At 63.5% G+C, this 17932-nt stretch carries 15 protein-coding genes and 1 riboswitch; of the genes, 10 read left to right on the plus strand and 5 right to left on the minus strand.

Annotated features, from left to right (window positions below):
• Window positions 1-25: 25 nt before the first annotated feature.
• Both ACL9RJ_RS25205 and argR read left to right on the plus strand, forming a co-directional pair.
• Complete coding sequence (locus ACL9RJ_RS25205) at window positions 26-790, plus strand: ABC transporter ATP-binding protein (protein ID WP_103032974.1); 765 nt, start codon at window positions 26-28, stop codon at window positions 788-790.
• 124 nt (window positions 791-914) lie between these two features.
• Window positions 915-1907, plus strand: coding sequence for a transcriptional regulator ArgR (argR, locus tag ACL9RJ_RS25210; protein ID WP_042935372.1), 993 nt, complete (start codon window positions 915-917; stop codon window positions 1905-1907).
• A 13-nt stretch (window positions 1908-1920) separates the two neighbouring features.
• Here argR and ACL9RJ_RS25215 read toward each other — a convergent pair whose 3' ends face one another.
• On the minus strand, window positions 1921-2454 hold the full coding sequence (locus tag ACL9RJ_RS25215) for a winged helix-turn-helix domain-containing protein (protein ID WP_177083843.1): 534 nt from the start codon (window positions 2452-2454) through the stop codon (window positions 1921-1923).
• Window positions 2455-2531: 77 nt separating this feature from the next.
• Entirely contained in the window at window positions 2532-5750 is a 3219-nt protein-coding gene (locus ACL9RJ_RS25220) for a type III effector HrpK domain-containing protein (RefSeq protein ID WP_017126136.1), read from the minus strand.
• 678 nt (window positions 5751-6428) lie between these two features.
• Between ACL9RJ_RS25220 and ACL9RJ_RS25225 the strand changes: the two genes are divergently transcribed.
• The 7 genes from ACL9RJ_RS25225 to astE all read left to right on the plus strand — a co-directional run bounded on the left by ACL9RJ_RS25225 (window position 6429) and on the right by astE (window position 14230).
• Window positions 6429-7649 (plus strand): aspartate aminotransferase family protein, encoded by a 1221-nt coding sequence (locus tag ACL9RJ_RS25225; RefSeq protein ID WP_017126135.1) that lies wholly within the window; start codon window positions 6429-6431, stop codon window positions 7647-7649.
• Between the two features lie 163 nt (window positions 7650-7812).
• Window positions 7813-8829 carry an arginine/ornithine succinyltransferase subunit alpha gene (gene aruF / locus ACL9RJ_RS25230; protein ID WP_017126134.1) on the plus strand — a complete coding sequence of 339 codons (1017 nt, stop codon included), beginning with the start codon at window positions 7813-7815 and terminating at the stop codon, window positions 8827-8829.
• A 72-nt stretch (window positions 8830-8901) separates the two neighbouring features.
• The gene (astA, locus tag ACL9RJ_RS25235) at window positions 8902-9927 is read left to right on the plus strand and encodes an arginine N-succinyltransferase (RefSeq protein ID WP_017126133.1); all 1026 of its coding nucleotides are present in this window, start codon (window positions 8902-8904) and stop codon (window positions 9925-9927) included.
• A complete protein-coding gene (gene astD / locus ACL9RJ_RS25240) occupies window positions 9924-11393 on the plus strand; it encodes a succinylglutamate-semialdehyde dehydrogenase (RefSeq protein ID WP_177083859.1) in 1470 nt (489 codons plus the stop codon). The genes astA and astD overlap by 4 nt, the downstream gene beginning before the upstream one ends.
• Window positions 11394-11501: 108 nt before the next feature.
• Window positions 11502-12848, plus strand: a complete 1347-nt coding sequence (astB, locus tag ACL9RJ_RS25245) for an N-succinylarginine dihydrolase (RefSeq protein ID WP_422765785.1) — start codon at window positions 11502-11504, stop codon at window positions 12846-12848.
• Window positions 12849-12917: 69 nt separating this feature from the next.
• Window positions 12918-13205 (plus strand): topoisomerase II, encoded by a 288-nt coding sequence (locus ACL9RJ_RS25250; protein WP_103032975.1) that lies wholly within the window; start codon window positions 12918-12920, stop codon window positions 13203-13205.
• A gap of 17 nt (window positions 13206-13222) precedes the next feature.
• Complete coding sequence (gene astE / locus ACL9RJ_RS25255; RefSeq protein WP_017126129.1) at window positions 13223-14230, plus strand: succinylglutamate desuccinylase; 1008 nt, start codon at window positions 13223-13225, stop codon at window positions 14228-14230.
• Here astE and ACL9RJ_RS25260 read toward each other — a convergent pair.
• From ACL9RJ_RS25260 to ACL9RJ_RS25270, 3 genes are all read right to left on the minus strand, one after another.
• Window positions 14227-15747 (minus strand): M91 family zinc metallopeptidase, encoded by a 1521-nt coding sequence (locus tag ACL9RJ_RS25260; RefSeq protein ID WP_177118848.1) that lies wholly within the window; start codon window positions 15745-15747, stop codon window positions 14227-14229. The two genes, astE and ACL9RJ_RS25260, sit on opposite strands and share 4 nt — an antisense overlap.
• Before the next feature lie 140 nt (window positions 15748-15887).
• Window positions 15888-16379 (minus strand): 6,7-dimethyl-8-ribityllumazine synthase, encoded by a 492-nt coding sequence (locus ACL9RJ_RS25265; RefSeq protein ID WP_017126127.1) that lies wholly within the window; start codon window positions 16377-16379, stop codon window positions 15888-15890.
• 132 nt (window positions 16380-16511) lie between these two features.
• Window positions 16512-16681, minus strand: a riboswitch (FMN riboswitch).
• The gene (locus ACL9RJ_RS25270) at window positions 16658-16858 is read right to left on the minus strand and encodes a hypothetical protein (protein ID WP_158683233.1); all 201 of its coding nucleotides are present in this window, start codon (window positions 16856-16858) and stop codon (window positions 16658-16660) included. (Overlaps the previous riboswitch by 24 nt.)
• A 27-nt stretch (window positions 16859-16885) precedes the next feature.
• Here ACL9RJ_RS25270 and ltaE point away from each other — a divergent pair, with 27 nt between their 5' ends.
• Window positions 16886-17890, plus strand: coding sequence for a low-specificity L-threonine aldolase (ltaE, locus tag ACL9RJ_RS25275; protein WP_177083853.1), 1005 nt, complete (start codon window positions 16886-16888; stop codon window positions 17888-17890).
• The last annotated feature ends 42 nt before the right edge of the window (window positions 17891-17932 follow it).

The following is a 17932-nucleotide window of genomic DNA, read 5'->3' on the forward strand; positions in this document are numbered from 1 at the left end:
GACTGTTTTTGTGAGAACCGACCGCATGTACAAGCTTGAAGTCCAAGACCTGCATAAACGCTATGGCAGTCACGAAGTGCTCAAGGGTGTGTCCCTGGCCGCCCAGGCGGGTGATGTGATCAGCATCATCGGCTCCAGTGGCTCCGGCAAAAGTACCTTCCTGCGCTGCATCAACCTGTTGGAACAGCCCCACGCCGGGCGGATCCTGCTCAACAATGAAGAGCTGAAGCTGGTGGCGAACAAGGACGGCGCGATGAAGGCCGCCGACCCGAAACAGTTGCAGCGCATGCGCTCGCGGCTGTCGATGGTGTTCCAGCACTTCAACCTGTGGTCGCACATGACCGCGCTGGAAAACATTATCGAAGCCCCCGTGCATGTCCTGGGCGTATCGAAGAAAGAAGCGCTGGAAAAGGCCGAGCACTACCTGAACAAGGTCGGCGTGGCCCATCGCAAGGATGCCTATCCGGGCCATATGTCCGGTGGCGAGCAGCAGCGCGTGGCGATTGCCCGGGCCCTGGCGATGGAACCGGAGGTCATGCTGTTCGACGAGCCGACCTCGGCCCTCGATCCGGAACTGGTCGGCGATGTATTGAAAGTGATGCAGGCCCTGGCCCAGGAAGGTCGGACCATGGTCGTGGTGACCCACGAAATGGGCTTTGCCCGTGAAGTCTCCAACCAGCTGGTGTTCCTGCACAAGGGCGTGGTGGAAGAGCGTGGCAATCCCCGCGAAGTGCTGGTCAACCCGCAATCCGAGCGTCTGCAGCAATTCCTGTCGGGCAGCCTGAAATAGTCGTCGCTTTTTATGCTGCCGTTGCGCACCAAAATAGGTCATGCTGCGCGCCGTGCGCGGTGTGGTCTACTTTGAGTTGGCTGCCCTCGGCTTTTCACTCTGTTCTGTTTTCGGATTGCACGCCATGACTGCCCATCGAATTGGTTTCCTGATTTGGCCCAGCACTAAAGCCTTGACGCTGGCGCTGGCCGAGGAGGCCTTGCGTGTCGCCCAGCGTGTGCATCCGGAGGTGGTCTACGAGCTGTCGTTCCTGCAGGCCGAGGCGCCCGCCGACGCCGCGTTGCCGGGCGCCTGGCAGCTGCCGGGCGAGCCTTGGGCCGGCAGGCTCGAAGGTTGTCAGAAACTGTTCCTGCTGGCCGATGAACCACCGACGGTGTTGGCGCCGGCACTCAGCAGTGCCCTCAAGCAACTGGTGCGCGCCGGTTGTGTGATCGGTGGTTTGTCCGCCGGTGTCTATCCGTTGGCCCAACTGGGTTTGCTCGATGGTTATCGTGCCGCCGTGCACTGGCGCTGGCAGGATGATTTCGCCGAGCGTTTCCCCAAGGTGATTGCCACCAGTCATCTGTTCGACTGGGATCGCGATCGCCTGACGGCCTGTGGCGGGATGTCGGTGCTGGATCTGCTGCTGGCGGTCCTGGCCCGCGACCATGGCGCCGAACTGGCTGGTGCGGTATCCGAGGAACTGGTGGTCGAACGCATCCGCGAAGGCGGCGAGCGCCAGCGCATTCCGTTGCAGAATCGCCTGGGTTCCAGCCATCCGAAGCTGACCCAGGCGGTGTTGCTGATGGAAGCCAATATCGAAGAGCCGCTGACCACCGACGAGATCGCCCAGCATGTCTGTGTCTCCCGTCGGCAACTGGAGCGGATCTTCAAGCAGTATCTCAACCGGGTGCCCAGCCAGTACTACCTGGAGCTGCGCCTGAACAAGGCCCGGCAGATGCTGATGCAGACCAGCAAGTCGATCATCCAGATCGGCCTGTCCTGCGGTTTCTCCTCGGGGCCGCATTTCTCCAGTGCCTACCGCAACTTCTTCGGCGCCACGCCGCGGGAAGATCGCAACCAGCGACGCAGCAGCAGCCCGTTCGAACTGTCCTCGGTCCCTTCCGAGCGCGGTTGAGCGTCCCTCGCGACTAGAACATCGTCGGTCTTTCCCGGTACAGGTCGTCCCGCGCGCGCGTGCCTGAATAGGCCAGGCTCAGGTTGACGTTGACCTGATACTGGGCGATGGCCCGTGGCAGGAAGCTGGCGGCATAGTCCGGCTTGGGCTGGACGGCGATGGTCCGCGCGGCCGGGCGCAGGGTGGTCGGGGTGACGAAGCGATAGCCGCGTCCCGCCACGGTGACGATATGCGGGGCCTGTTCATCTTCCTCCAGGGCCAGGCGCAAGGTGCGGATCTGCGTGCGCAGGTTGCATTCCTCGACAATCGCCTTGGGCCAGACCAGTGCCATCAATTGTTTCTTTTCCAGTAGCTCGCCGGCACGCGATGCCAGGCAGATCAGCAGTTGCATGGCCCGGCTGCCGAGCGTGACGCGTTGGCCATCCCTGAACAGTGCCTGTTGCCAGGGCACCAGCTTGAAGGGCCCGAAATGGATTTCATGCTCCAGGCTGTCTGTCGTGTACACGGCACCCTGTGCCGGAATGTGAACGATATCGCTGGAATTCATGGTGTTACCTTTTTACGTGAGCAGTGGGGACGGGGGAGCGGTCGCCACGGAGGGCGACCGCTCGGACTTTCGTGGTGTCAGGTGTTGATTGCCGGGATCGGATCCTCCGGATAGTCGCCGGGCTGTTCCGGTCCGCCGGTCAGGCCGTACTGCTTGAGGATCGGCACCAGTTCGCCATAGAACTTGTCTTGCTCCTTGCCGCGGGCATCGGCCAGGGCGAAGGGGATGAAGGCACTGCCGATGCCGCCGAGGATCGCGCCGGCGAGACCGAGTACACCGCTGATGGAGCCGGCGACGGCGGCGATGTCGCTGAGGCCGAACAGGCCGGCGCCGCCTTCGATCAGGCTGGCGGTGGCGGCGCCGGTGCCGAGGATGCCGCCGGCCAGGCCGAAGGCGCCGCTCACGGGCTCGCCGTGGGTGATGCCCTGGATACCGCCCATGATGCCCAGCACACCACCGATAAAGCTGCCGGCGCCACCGACCAGCTTGCCGACGTTGCCCAGCTTGGCGATGGCGTCGGCGCTCAACGGACCCTTGCCGGTCAGTTCGCGGGTCGGGAAGGCACCGATGCCTTCACCGACGTTCTTGTCGATGACCCAACTGGTGCCAAAGCCGAACTCCTTGGCGTACTTGGTGCCACCCTCCATCAACAGACCGGCGAATTGCAGGCCCGCCGAAACGCGACTGGCGTCGGCGATGGGGGTGTTGCTGCCGGTGGCGGAGCGGGCGATCAGCACGCCGCCGGCGAGGATGGCGCTGCCGATATGCAGCAGGCCCTGCTTGTAGGCGTCGGTGACATTGCCCAGTTTCAAGCCGTCGATGGCCTTGGGCAGGGCGTCGATGATCTTGTCGTTCTGGCGGCCGCTGTCCCACACCGAGCGCAGCATGCCCACCACTTGCGACGGGTCGATCTTGGTGCCGTCGGACGCGGTGAACAGTTGCGGGTCGGCCTCGGCGGCGGCGTTCAGGGCGGCCGTGACCTTGGCTTCGTCGAAGTTACCGTTGGCATCGCCCAGGGTGATGTTGAGGCTGTTGCTGTCGGCACTGTTGACCAGGGCGTCGGACAGCGCTTCGTTGAAGTTGACCTGCAGGGTCGCGGCGTCGCCCGAGGTGGCGTTGGGGCCGAGGAAGGCCTGGAAGGCCGAGGCGCTGGCGGCGAAGCTGCTGGCCGCCTCTACCGGGTCCATGCCGCTGGCCACCATGTCCTTGAACGCCTGGCCCGAGACGAAGTCGTTCTTGTAGGTGTTGTAGAGATTGTCCATCTGCCCGGACTTTTCCGCGATGGCATGCAGGTCCACGTCACCGTTGCCGCCCAGCGCGAGGTTGGCGATGGTGATGTCGTTGGCCGCGTTCTGCAGGGCGACGCCGGGTGGCAGCGGCTTGCCGTCCGGGCCCTTGGCGTTGAGGTCGGTGTTGAGGACGTTGCCGGTGTCCAGCTGGTTGGCCTTGTAGGACTGCAGGGCGATCTTCAGTTCCGGGTCGCTGTTGACGATGTCCTGCAGCGCCGGGCCCCGGTTGTTCTGCAGGAAACCCTGGACGTCCTTGTCGGCCATCAGGGTGCGGATCGCGTCCTGTACCTGGCCCTTGATCTTGTCCTCGTTGGGGTTGAGGCCTTTGTTGGGCGAGGTGTACTTGTCGAGCAGGCCGGTGTCGTTGTCCTTGTAGTCGCTGAGGGCCAGGCGGGTCTGGGTGTCGGTCAGCTGGACGAGGACCGCGGCCTTGGTCTTGCCGTCGTAGTTTTCCGGGTGTTGCAGTACGTCGGCGGTCAGCTTGGAGGTGTCGACATCGGCCACTTCGTCCCGTACGGCGGCACCGTCGAGGAAGGTCAGGGTGTCGGAGTCGGTCTTGGGTGCCTGCTTTTCCAGCCAGGCGCCGATGTTGTCGCGCACGATGACCTTGTCTTCGTGGTACAGCACCGGGTCGTCACCGCCCAGGTCCAGCGAGCGCATCATGCCGGGGCGCGACCAGAGATCGGCGGCGCCGGTCAGTTCCGAGCTCAGGCCCGGGTCGCTGGCCAGGCCGGTCAGGTTGTCGATGTGGATCTCGCCCTTGTTTTCGCGCTGGTCGCTGCTGCCGGTGGTCATGTTCGGACCGGCGCTGGCGACCAGCGAGTTGTTGGCCATCAGGATCGCGGCGGACTTGGCGTTGGCCTTGGCCAGGTCGCCAGGGTTGTTGCCGAGGAACTTCGAGTAGGAACTCGACGCGGCGGACAGATCGCCCTTGGCGTTGCCGATAAAACGGTCGACATCGGCGTGGGTGATCACCGCGTCGGCCTTGCCCCGGCCACCGGTGTCCAGCGCGGCCATCAGCGACGGGCTGCTGGCGACATACTTGAGCGCGGCCTGGGCTTCGGGCGGCAGGCTGCTCGGCGGGTTGGCGAAGTCGATGGGGGTGTCGTGCAGGCCCCAGGCGTTCCAGTTGGCCGAGATCATTTCGGCGGCGGCGATGGGCCGGTTCAGGTCAAGTTCTTCCTGGGTCGGCTGGGTGCCGGTGTTGCCGGTGATCTTGTCCCAGTCCTTGGCGCCGGCGGCGTAGCCGGACTTGTCGATCCAGTTGTTGTCGCTGGCACCGGGCGCACCGGTAACGCCCTTGTATTCGTTGGCGGCCTGGTTGTAGAGCTCCGGGGTCATGTCCCTGGAGACGATGATCTTCTGCCCCGAGTCGGTTTCGTAGCGGATCAGGCCGGGGCCGACTTCTTCAGGCGCTCCTACCAGGTGCATGGCGTCGAAGGTTTCGTTGGGGCCGGCGAGTCGATAGCCCTCGGCTTCGCTCTGGTTGATCGCGATCAGCTTGTCATGGTCCTGGCTGACCTGGTCGAACAGGGTCGGGTTGTCTTTCTGGCTGACCACGACCTTTTCGCCGCTGAAGGTCTCGTAGCGGATCAGCCCCGGCCCGACCTCGTCGGCGGCGCCGATCGCCTTGTAGTTCGCCAGGCCCGGGGCGACGGTGCTGCTGTCGGCCAGCGCGTAGCCGTCCTTCTGGCTCTGGACGATACCGGCTTCATGGGCATCGCTCTTCTGGTTCAACTGGTATTGGTTCAGCACCTGCTTGTACAGGGTCGGGTCATCCTTTTCCTTGACCGTCACCGGTTTGTCGCTACCCAGTGGCGTATAGGTGATGCTGCCGTCCTTGGGTGGCTGGACATCCTGGAAGGGTACTGGAAGGTTGTTGCCGCGGATCTTTGACGGATCGAAGACCGGCTGGTTGCCGGCCTGGAACAGCGCAACCTCGAATTTGTTCTGGGCGGCATCGACCTTGCGGTCGGCGGGGTCGGTAGCGGTGCGTATCGGGGTCATGCAGAACCTCCCTGAGGGTCGTTTTCCAGGCACACGGCCTTGCTCCGGCCTGGCCGCGGGCGGCGCTGGCTGAAGGGAAGCGAGTGTGTGGTCGGGGTTACCGGGTCGCTGTCGGCGACCCGCCGCTTGAGCGGGGGCCTGCTCATGAAGCCCGAGACTTGTGTACATTTTGTTACATATTTCCCGGCCTAATTGCAGGCCAAAAGCCATGTAAACAGGCGGGCCAGGCACCTGCCGACAGGTTTCGACGGGGCGGCCGAGTGGCTGGCGCAATACTGGCAACCTTGGCTCGAAAGGCCATTTGCCGCGGGCTCCGAGGGCGAGGGTATCTGCCCGCTTGTCGGCCGGGTGAGGAACGGCAAAGTGGCGCTGCGATGATCGTTCGCCCTGTCCAGGCCCGGCGGGCTGTCCACTCGAATTCACAACATTTCACAGGAATTCACGCGGCGACGGTCGTCAGTCGAAAATCTCATCCCGCCGACCCTGCATCAAAAGCCTCCCACCGTTTAAACTGCGCCTTTGCGATGCTATTTGTCGCATTGCCGACAACCCCGGCAAAACCCGGTTTGGCGCTATAAGAAGTTGTCGCTTGGCGACAAGGCCGGACTGAAATCTGTCCTTACAATCCCCCCCATCGCTCGCCAGTTTCAGGCAGGCGTTCCTCTTCAGGAGACTCCGATGTCCGTTGAGCAAGCTCCGGTGCAACGCGCCGATTTCGACCAGGTAATGGTTCCCAACTACGCACCTGCGACTTTTATCCCTGTTCGTGGCGCGGGTTCCCGAGTCTGGGACCAGGCGGGCCGGGAGCTGGTCGATTTCGCCGGCGGGATTGCGGTCAACGTGCTGGGCCATGCCCATCCGGCGCTGGTCGGTGCCCTGACCGAGCAGGCCAACAACCTGTGGCATGTCTCCAACGTCTTCACCAACGAACCGGCCCTGCGCCTGGCCAAGAAGCTGGTGGACGCGACCTTCGCCGAGCGCGTGTTCTTCTGCAACTCCGGCGCCGAGGCCAATGAAGCCGCGTTCAAGCTGGCCCGTCGCGTGGCATTCGATCGCTTCGGTACGGAAAAATACGAAATCATCGCCGCGCTCAACAGCTTTCACGGCCGCACCCTGTTCACCGTGAACGTCGGTGGCCAGTCGAAATACTCCGACGGCTTCGGTCCGAAAATCACCGGTATCACCCATGTGCCGTTCAATGACCTGGACGCGCTGAAAGCGGCGATCTCGGACAAGACCTGTGCCGTGGTGCTCGAACCCGTGCAAGGCGAGGGCGGCGTACTGCCGGCCGAACAGGCCTACCTGCAGGGTGCCCGCGAGCTGTGCGACCAGCACGACGCGCTGCTGGTGTTCGACGAAGTGCAGACCGGCATGGGGCGCAGCGGCAAGCTGTTCGCCTATATGCACTACGGCGTGACTCCGGACATCCTCACCAGCGCCAAGAGCCTGGGCGGCGGTTTCCCGATTGCCGCGATGCTCACCAGCGAAGCGCTGGCCAAGCACCTGGTGGTCGGCACCCACGGCACCACCTACGGCGGCAACCCGCTGGCGTGCGCGGTCGGCAATGCGGTGATCGACGTGATCAACACTCCTGAAGTGCTCAACGGCGTCAATGCCAAGCACGATGCCTTCAAGACCCGCCTGGAGCAGATCGGCGCCAAGTACGGCCTGTTCACCCAGGTCCGTGGCATGGGCCTGTTGCTCGGTTGCGTGCTGGCCGATGCCTGGAAGGGCAAGGCCAAGGACGTGTTCAACGCGGCCGAGAAAGAAAACCTGATGATCCTGCAAGCCGGTCCGGACGTGATTCGTTTCGCCCCGAGCCTGGTGGTCGAGGACGCGGACATCAAGGAAGGCCTGGACCGTTTCGAGCGTGCGGTAGCCAAGCTGACCCAGGCTTGAGCGAGCCGGACTTGAGCGAAACAGGCTTGAGCGAAACGTAGTACCGCCGTCGTCGGCCCATGGGTCGGCGACGAGCAGATTTTTTCTGTGCCGGGCCTGCCCGGCATTTTTTTCCCTGTGTCGGCCGATTCAGCCGATCTGTTTTTCAGTAAGGAGTGACACCATGCTGGTGATGCGCCCCGCGCAAATGGCTGACCTGGACGAGGTACGGCGTCTGGCCGCCGACAGCCCGATCGGTGTCACTTCCCTGCCGGATGACGAAGGCCGCCTGCGCGACAAGATCGCCGCGAGCGAAGCCTCGTTTGCCGCCGAAGTCAGTTTCAACGGTGAAGAAAGCTATTTCTTCGTGCTCGAAGATACCGACACCGGCAAGCTGGTGGGCTGCTCGGCGATCGTCGCCTCGGCCGGTTACTCGGAGCCGTTCTACAGCTTCCGCAACGAGACCTTTGTCCATGCGTCGCGCGAGCTGAAGATCCACAACAAGATCCACGTGCTTTCCCAGTGCCACGACCTGACCGGCAACAGCTTGCTGACCAGCTTCTATGTGGTGCCGGAACTGGTGGGTTCGGCCTGGTCGGAGCTCAACTCCCGTGGCCGCCTGTTGTTCGTCGCCAGCCATCCAGAACGCTTCGCCGATTCGGTGGTGACCGAGATCGTCGGCTACAGCGACGAGCATGGCGACTCGCCGTTCTGGGACGCCATCGGCCGCAACTTCTTCGACCTGAACTACGCCGAGGCCGAGCGCCTGTGCGGCTTGAAGAGCCGGACCTTCCTCGCCGAACTGATGCCGCATTATCCGATCTACGTGCCGCTGTTGCCGGACGCCGCCCAGGAAGCCATGGGCCAGGTGCATCCGCGTGCGCAGATCACCTTCGACATCCTGATGCGCGAGGGTTTCGAGACCGATCACTACATCGATATTTTCGACGGCGGCCCGACCTTGCATGCGCGGGTCACCGGGATCCGTTCGATTGCCCAGAGCCGCGTGGTGCCGGTGAAGATCGGCGAGACCAGAGGCGGCGGTCGCCAGTACCTGGTGTCCAACGCATTGCTGCAGGACTATCGCGCCGTGCTGCTGGAGCTCGATTACGCGCCGGGCAAGCCGGTCACCCTGGATCTGCAAGCGGCCGAAGCCCTGGGCGTCGGCGAAGGTGCCAGCGTGCGCCTGGTGGCGGTTTGAGGCCGGTATCGCAAGCAGCCTTACAGCGAGTTTCGCGGGTGCCGTCAGTCGGCGTCCGTTTGAGGAGATAGCATGATCGTTCGTCCCGTACGCAGCAGCGACTTACCCGCTCTGATCGACCTGGCCCGCAGCACCGGCACCGGCCTGACCACCTTGCCGGCCAACGAAGAGCGTCTGGCTCATCGTGTCGGCTGGGCGGAAAAAACCTTCCGGGGCGATGCCGGGCGTGCCGATGCGGACTACCTGTTCGTGCTCGAAGACGACAATGGCCGGGTGGTCGGCATTTCGGCGATTGCCGGTGCCGTGGGCCTGCGCGAGCCCTGGTACAACTTCCGGGTCGGCCTGACGGTCAGTGCCTCCCAGGAACTGAATATCTACCGCGAGATCCCGACGCTGTTCCTGGCCAACGACCTGACCGGCAACTCCGAACTGTGCTCGCTGTTCCTCCACGCCGACTACCGCAGCGGTCTGAATGGCCGGATGCTGGCCAAGGCGCGGATGCTGTTTATCGCCGAGTTCCCGCAACTGTTCGGCAACAAGATCATCGCCGAGATGCGCGGCATGTCCGACGAAGCCGGGCGCTCGCCGTTCTGGGAGAGCCTGGGGCGGCACTTCTTCAAGATGGAGTTCAGCCAGGCCGACTACCTGACCGGTGTCGGCAACAAGGCCTTCATTGCCGAACTGATGCCGAAGTTCCCGCTGTACACCTGCTTCCTCTCCGAGGATGCCCGGGCGGTGATCGGCAAGGTGCACACCGATACCGAGCCGGCCCTGTCGATGCTCAAGAGCGAAGGTTTCAGCTACCAGGGCTATGTCGACATCTTCGACGCTGGCCCGGCGGTGGAGTGCGAAACCGGCAAGATCCGCGCGGTACGCGACAGCCAGGCGCTGGTGCTGGCCATCGGTACGCCAGGCGATGACGCCACGCCGTTCCTGATCCACAACCGCAAGCGCGAAGACTGCCGCATCACCGCGGCTCCCGCGCGATTCGCGGCGGGCACGCTGGTGGTCGATCCGTTGACCGCCAAACGTCTTCAATTGAGTGCGGGTGACCAGGTCCGCGCGGTTCCGTTGTCTGCTTCCCGGGAGTCGAAATAATGAGCACGCTTTACATCGCAGGCCAATGGCACGCCGGCCAGGGCGAAGCCTTCGAGTCGCTGAACCCGGTGACCCAGCAGGTGCTGTGGTCCGGCAACGGCGCCAGCGCGGCACAGGTCGAACAGGCCGTGCAGAACGCCCGCGAGGCATTCCCGGCCTGGGCCCGGCGCAGCCTGGATGAGCGTATCGTCGTGCTCGAAGCCTTTGCCGCCAGCCTGAAAAGTCATGCCGACGAACTGGCCCGGTGCATCGGCGAGGAAACCGGCAAGCCGCTGTGGGAGTCGGCGACCGAAGTGACCAGCATGGTCAACAAGATCGCCATTTCGATCCAGAGCTATCGCGAGCGGACCGGCGAGAAGAGCGGCCCGCTGGGCGACGCCACGGCGGTACTGCGCCACAAGCCCCATGGCGTGGTGGCGGTGTTCGGTCCCTACAACTTCCCCGGTCATCTGCCCAACGGCCATATCGTGCCGGCGCTGCTGGCCGGTAACAGCGTGCTGTTCAAGCCGAGCGAGCTGACTCCGAAAGTCGCCGAACTGACGGTCAAGTGCTGGATCGAGGCCGGCCTGCCGGCGGGCGTGCTGAACCTGCTGCAAGGTGCTCGCGAAACCGGTATCGCCCTGGCGGCGAATCCGGGGATCGACGGCCTGTTCTTCACCGGTTCGAGCCGTACCGGCAATCACCTGCACCAGCAGTTCGCCGGGCGTCCGGACAAGATCCTGGCCCTGGAAATGGGCGGCAACAACCCGCTGGTGGTGGATCAGGTCGAAGACCTGGATGCTGCGGTCTATACCATTATCCAGTCGGCCTTCATCTCGGCCGGCCAGCGTTGCACCTGTGCCCGGCGCCTGCTAGTACCCGAAGGGGCCTGGGGCGACCGCTTGCTGGCGCGCCTGGTCGAAGTCAGTTCGGGCATCGAGGTCGGTGCGTTCGACCAGCAGCCGGCACCGTTCATGGGCTCGGTGATTTCCCTGGGCGCGGCCCGGGCGCTGATGGAGGCGCAGGCGCACCTGCTGGGTAACGGCGCCGTGGCGCTGCTGCCGATGACTCAACCACAGGCCGGCGCGGCCTTGCTGACACCGGGGATTCTCGATGTGACGGCGGTGAGTGAACGTGTCGACGAGGAATTCTTCGGGCCGTTGCTGCAGGTGATCCGCTACGCCGATTTCGACGCGGCGATTGCCGAGGCCAACAATACCCAGTTCGGCCTCGCGGCTGGCCTGCTGTCGGATTCCGAGGCGCGCTACCAGCAGTTCTGGTTGCAAAGCCGTGCCGGGATCGTCAACTGGAACAAGCAATTGACCGGTGCCGCGAGCAGCGCGCCATTCGGTGGGGTAGGGGCCTCGGGTAACCATCGCGCCAGCGCCTACTACGCGGCGGATTATTGCGCGTACCCGGTGGCGTCGCTGGAAACACCGAGCCTGACGGTTCCGGCGACACTGACGCCGGGTGTTCGGCTTTCCTGAGCCGTCGGGCCTTCGGGCCCTACCGCTGGCTTGTCAGCGATGACCGCGAAGCGGTCGCCATACGCAGATGATTTGTGCTTATAAAAACAGATTCATGGAGCCTCGCCGATGAAATCCTTTGAAGTCAATTTTGACGGTCTTGTAGGCCCGACCCATAACTACGGCGGCTTGTCCTACGGCAACGTCGCTTCCCAGAGCAACAGCCAGCAGGCTTCCAATCCGAAGGAAGCGGCGTTGCAAGGCCTGGCGAAGATGAAGGTGCTGATGGAGATGGGCTTTGTCCAGGGCGTGCTCGCACCCCAGGAACGTCCGGATGTCGCCGCCCTGCGCCGGCTCGGCTTTGCCGGCACCGACGCGCAGGTGATCGAGCAGGCGGCCAGGCAGGCCATGCCGTTGCTGGTCGCCAGTTGCTCGGCCTCGAGCATGTGGGTGGCCAACGCCGGCACCGTCAGCCCGAGTGCCGACACCGCCGACGGTCGCGTGCACTTCACCGCGGCCAACCTGAACTGCAAGTATCACCGCAGCATCGAACACCCGACCACCAGCCGTGTGCTCGGCGCGATGTTCGCTGACAGCAAGCACTTCGCCCACCACGCGGCGTTGCCCGCCGTCGCCCAGTTCGGCGACGAAGGCGCGGCCAACCACACCCGCTTCTGTCGTGAATACGGCGAGGCCGGTGTCGAGTTCTTCGTGTTCGGCCGCAGTGCCTTCGATACCCGCTACCCGGCGCCGCAGAAATACCCGGCACGGCAGACCCTCGAAGCCTCCCAGGCGGTCGCCCGCCTGCACGGCCTGAGCGATGACGGTGTGGTCTATGCCCAGCAGAACCCGGCGGTGATCGACCAGGGTGTATTCCACAACGATGTGATCGCGGTGGGGAATGGCGAGGTGCTGTTCTATCACGAGGACGCCTTCCTCGACACCGAGCGGGTACTGGCCGAACTGCGCGACAAACTGGCCAGGTGCGGCGGCAACTTCCAGGCGGTCTGCGTGCCGCGTGCCCTGGTGACGGTGGATGACGCGGTGCGTTCCTACCTGTTCAACAGCCAGCTGCTGACCCGCGCCGACGGCACCATGATGCTGATCGTGCCGGAAGAGTGCCGCAAGAACGAGCGCGTCTGGCAGTACCTGCAGGGCCTGACGGCCGCTGCCGGGGTGATCCGCGAGGTGAAAGTCTTCGACCTCAAGCAGAGCATGCAGAACGGTGGCGGGCCGGCGTGCCTGCGCCTGCGTGTCGCGCTGAATGAAACCGAGCTGGTGGCGGTCAACCCAGGGGTTATCATGACCGCGCCGTTGTACGACACGCTGACCCAATGGGTCGAAAAGCACTACCGCGACTCCCTGCGCGAAAGCGACCTGGCAGACCCGCAGTTGCTGCTGGAGTGCCGGACGGCACTGGATGAACTGACGCAAATCCTTAAACTGGGCGCGGTTTATCCATTCCAGATCAATTGAAAGCGCGCGCCCGGCCTTCTTTACCAGAAGGTCGGGCGCCCGGCTTTTCCTCCAGATGAGAGCACGACCATGAGCGATACCCTGCAGCTGATTCTTGAAGACACCGACGGCACTCAACTGGAAACCTCCTGCACGCGCGTTGCCGTGATATGGCAGGGCAAGGAGTTGTGGATCCAGCACGACGGTCGCGGCCAATTGCTGATCGGCGTCGATGTCGAAGAGGGCGATGCCGAATACGCCAACCTGCTGCTTCGCCCATTGGCGACTAATCTTGTAAGTCTGCAACTGGAAATGGAACCGGCCGACGTCGGCGACGACGATCACGTGCACGGCCCCGATTGCAACCACGATCACTGATCAAGGAACAGCGCATTATGCTCGCCCTCGGCAAACTGCTTGAATTGACCCTCGCCGGTCGCGAACCGGCAGAGAAGACTCAACTGACGGTCGAAGGCGTGCGGATGCGCTGGCTGAGCGAGGGCGCGCTGGAAGTGCGACCTCCCGAGGCCAGGGATAACGGCCAGGACCTGCTGCTGTCCGCCGGTATCCACGGTAACGAGACAGCACCGATCGAATTGCTCGATCGCCTGTTGCACGACATTGCCCGGGGCGACCTGAAGCCTCGGGCACGCATTCTGTTCCTGTTCGGCAACCCCGAGGCGATGCGTCGCGGCGAGCGTTATGTCGAGCAGGACGTCAACCGGCTGTTCAACGGCCGGCATGAACAAAGCAGTGGCAGCGAAGCCTTGCGTGCCTGTGAGCTGGAGCGGCTGGCGGCGAGTTTCTTCAGCGTCGCCGATCGCGGTCGTGTGCACTACGACCTGCACACGGCGATTCGCGGTTCGAAGATCGAACAGTTCGCGCTCTACCCGTACAAGGAAGGACGTGCCCATTCCCGTCGCGAACTGGCCCGCCTGCGCGCCGCCGGCATGTCGGCGGTGCTGCTGCAGAACAAACCCTCCATCGTCTTCAGCAGCTACACCTACGACAAGCTGGGCGCCGAGTCCTTTACCCTGGAGCTGGGCAAGGCCCGGCCGTTCGGCCAGAACCAGGGAGTTGACGTTTCCCGCCTGGAGCGCTGCCTCAAGCAACTGATCGAGGGCAGCGAGCCGGTTGTCGATGACAGCCTCGATGGCCTGCAACTGTTCAGCGTGGCGCGGGAAATCATCAAGCACAGCGATTCCTTCCTGTTGCACCTGCCGGCGGATATCGAGAATTTCACCGAACTGCCCAAGGGCTACCTGCTGGCCGAAGACCTGGCGAACAGTCGCTGGGTGGTGGAAGAGCAGGGCGCCCGGATCATTTTCCCCAACCCGAAGGTGAAAAACGGCCTGCGGGCGGGGATCCTGGTGGTGCCGTCGGGAGACGAGACGCTGGTTTAGCGTGGCTGTGCCCAGTTTCGCGGGGCCAAGCCCAGCTCTTCGCGCAAGCCGTTTTCGGTGAAGGGCGTCGGGTTGGTGTCCAGCGCCGGAGTATTCGGGTCGGCGTCGAAATCGAAGGGCGTTACCGCAGCCGGCAGGCCTATGACCTGCAGTTCCTCATTGGGCACCGTGCCTGGGGATTTGTCGCCACGGGGGCCGTCGAAGCCATCCCCGGGGAAAGACGTTCCGGTCACCCGGTTATAGGCGTGGCAGAGTTCGTGGTAGAGCAGGACGAGGCCGGGAGTCGCGTCGATTTCAACGGCCGGGTTGTAGTGGATGTTTCCTCCCGGGCGTCCGTCTCCCGCGCTTGTGTCTCTGATATAGATATCGCCCTGGGCCTGGGCATCGGTCAGAAACAGCGCGTTGTGCTCATATTCCAGCGGGTTGATCGTGACGGCGATGCCCTGTGCCCTGGCGGTTTTATCCAGCACCGATAACAGCTGGCTACCCACGGGCGAGCCGCCGAGCAATCTCAGGTCATCGTTGACCCGGTCCTGAAATGCCGGGGAACCGTTGACCACGAGACCGGTATGCTCCAGGCCAAGGTGGCTGAGCAGGGTGATCCGCAAGCCCTCGGCAGACGATGCCTGTACACGCAGCTCCTCGGCATTGGCGGGTGGTTGGGGGGCTGCCTGGAACAACTGGTCGCGGGTGTCGTTGCTGAAGACGTTATCCGCCGGTTTGATCAGCATGACGGTGTCCTGTCCGGCCCCGGTGTAGATGGTGTTGGTCCCGACGCCGGCCAGAATAGAGTCGTCGCCGTCGCTGCCACTGAGGATGCTGTGCCCGCGGCCACCGATCAGCAGATCGTTGCCCAGGCCGCCGTTGAGCAGATGGCGACTGTCGTCCAGGCTGGCGGTGGCGCTGATATGATCGTTGCCGGCGCCGCCATAGACGGTGGCGTCACCTTCGACAAAGACCATGTCGTTGCCTTCTCCGGCCTCGACGTAGGCCTTGCCGCCTGCACCCGTGGTGATGAAGTCATCGCCCGGACCGGCATGGATCTGGATTTCGGCGCCTTCGCTGTGGATCACATCGTCGCCGTCGGCGGTTTCGACGATGGTCCGCAGCTTCACCTGTTCATCGACCGTCACCCTGTCGGGCCCGCCGCGGGTGCGGATGACCAGTATCTGTTGCAGAGAGGCCGGGCTGATCAGGTAACGCTCATGGTTGATGTCGACTATCAATTGCTCCTGCGGACAATGGACCCTCACGGTGTCGGCACTATCGCCGGTGGTGAATATCAGGTAGTCCAGCGTCGAGTGGGGCGGCTTGTAGGATGTCGAAACGATCTTTCGCTCTATCAGGATCGGATCATTCTCTGCCGAGAGTCGGTAGGTTGAGGTCGGTTTGTAGTCGTCCCGGTATTCCTGGAGGATCTGGTAGCGCTCGTCGATGGAGCGGGCCTGGCCGTCGATCCAATGCTCCTGATAGGGCATGAGCGGCGGGGCCGTGTCGGGTGTGGGGGAGTCGTTCATGTGCGGTGTCTCCGCGGGCGGTGGGTTTCGAAAGCCCTTGAGGGGGCCTGGCGTCGAATCCACTTAAGCGCATTGGCGCTGCCGGGAGAGGGTAGATAGTTATGACCTGCCGGCGACGGGCCGGCAGGTGCGCAGATGGATCAGACCGCCAGTTTCTGTGCTGCGGGACGCGGCAGCGCACGCAGTTTGCTCAGGGTGTCGGCGCAGGTTTTCGCGGCTTCCTGACCCTTGTGCACGAAGTGATCGAAGAAGAACTTCTGGTGCTCTTCGCCGGCGTGGAAGTGGTGCGGGGTCAGCACTACGGAAAACACCGGTACTTCGGTGTCCAGCTGGACCTGCATCAGGCCGTCGATCACCGCCGTGGCGACGAAGTCGTGGCGGTAGATCCCGCCGTCGACCACCAGGCCGGCAGCGACGACGCCGGCATAACGGCCGGACTTGGCCAGCAGCTTGGCATGCAGGGGGATCTCGAAGGCACCGCCGACTTCGAAGAAGTCGATATCACTTTCCTGGTAGCCCAGCTTGGCGATTTCCGAGACGAAGCCGTGGCGAGCCTGATCAACGATATCCTTGTGCCAGCAAGCCTGGATGAACGCGATCCGCTGAGTGTGGTGAAGGGTGGTGGGTTGCATCTGTTCTGACTCCTGTTTGTGTGAAAAACAGGGCGTTATGAATCGAATGGGATTCAAGGGTACGTTCAGGTCGGCTGTGCGATGCTGCCAGGCATGCGCACGGGGATCCGGTGGACGGCCCTTGGGTGTCAATCCCGTTCTCTCTTCATCCGGACTATGACCGTCGGCCCCGGGATCACACCGGGTCTGCTGACCTTGCCGAGGGACCGTCGAGACCGTCCGACTCGCCAAGCGCTCGCGGGCTATGCGCATTGCGCGCAATTACCGCCGGTGGGGAATTACACCCCGCCCTGAGAACGTTGCCGCCAGCTTTTCTGGCGGCGCCCGATTTTTACCATATATTTCACAGGTGTGCATGCCGCCTTTACGATAATAACCATCGAATTTTCATGGCGGCTCTCCGACATTTCCTGCGGCAGAGCTTGATTATCCCTCGCCGTGACCGCAGTAATTGCTTTCGAAAGGGATATTCCCGACATCAGCGCTCCATTGCCGAGGCCTGTTTCATGACTGTTATCGATCTTCGTAGTGACACCGTTACCCAACCCAGCGCCGGTATGCGCGAGGCCATGGCGAATGCGCCCCTGGGGGATGATGTGTATGGCGAAGATCCGTCGGTCAATCGCCTTGAAAGCGAACTGGCCGATCGGCTGGGCTTCGCCCGGGCGCTCTTCGTGCCCACCGGGACCATGAGCAACCTGCTGGGGTTGATGGCCCACTGCGAGCGCGGTGACGAGTACATCGTCGGCCAGCAGTGCCATACCTATAAATATGAAGGCGGCGGCGCCGCGGTGCTCGGTTCGATCCAGCCGCAGCCGCTGGAAGTCCAGGCCGACGGCTCGCTGGACCTGGCGCAGGTCAGGGCGGCGATCAAGCCCGATGACTTCCATTTTGCCCGCACCCGCCTGCTGGCCCTGGAAAACACCATGCAGGGCAAGGTCCTGCCGCTGGAATACCTGGCGGCGGCCCGTCGCTTGACCCGGGAACAGGGACTGGCACTGCACCTGGATGGTGCTCGGCTGTATAACGCGGCGGTCAAGCTGGGCGTCGATGCGCGTGAAATCACCCGACACTTCGATTCGGTTTCGGTCTGCCTGTCCAAGGGCCTGGGCGCGCCGGTGGGTTCGGTACTGTGCGGCAGCGAGGAACTGATCGGCAAGGCGCGGCGCCTGCGCAAGATGGTCGGCGGCGGTATGCGCCAGGCCGGCCTGTTGGCGGCAGCGGGGCTGTATGCACTGGATCACCAGGTCGCGCGCCTGGCCGACGACCATGCCAATGCGTTGCACCTGGCCGATGGCTTGCGTGAGGCGGGCTATCGGATCGAGCCGGTACAGACCAACATGGTCTACGCCGACCTCGGCGAGCGGGCGAACGCGCTCAAGGCGTTTGCCGCCGAGCGCGGGGTGCGCCTCAGTGCCGCGCCGCGCCTGCGGATGGTCACCCATATGGACGTCGACCGTGCACAAATCGAGCAGGTGGTCGCGGTATTTGCCGAATTTAACCGCCAATGAGCCTGCAGGCCGTCCAATTGACGGTTTCTATCGTATAAACAC

Origin of the sequence: Pseudomonas sp. Mn2068 (assembly GCF_049319725.1) — a bacterium.
In the GTDB taxonomy this organism is placed as follows: domain Bacteria; phylum Pseudomonadota; class Gammaproteobacteria; order Pseudomonadales; family Pseudomonadaceae; genus Aquipseudomonas; species Aquipseudomonas gingeri.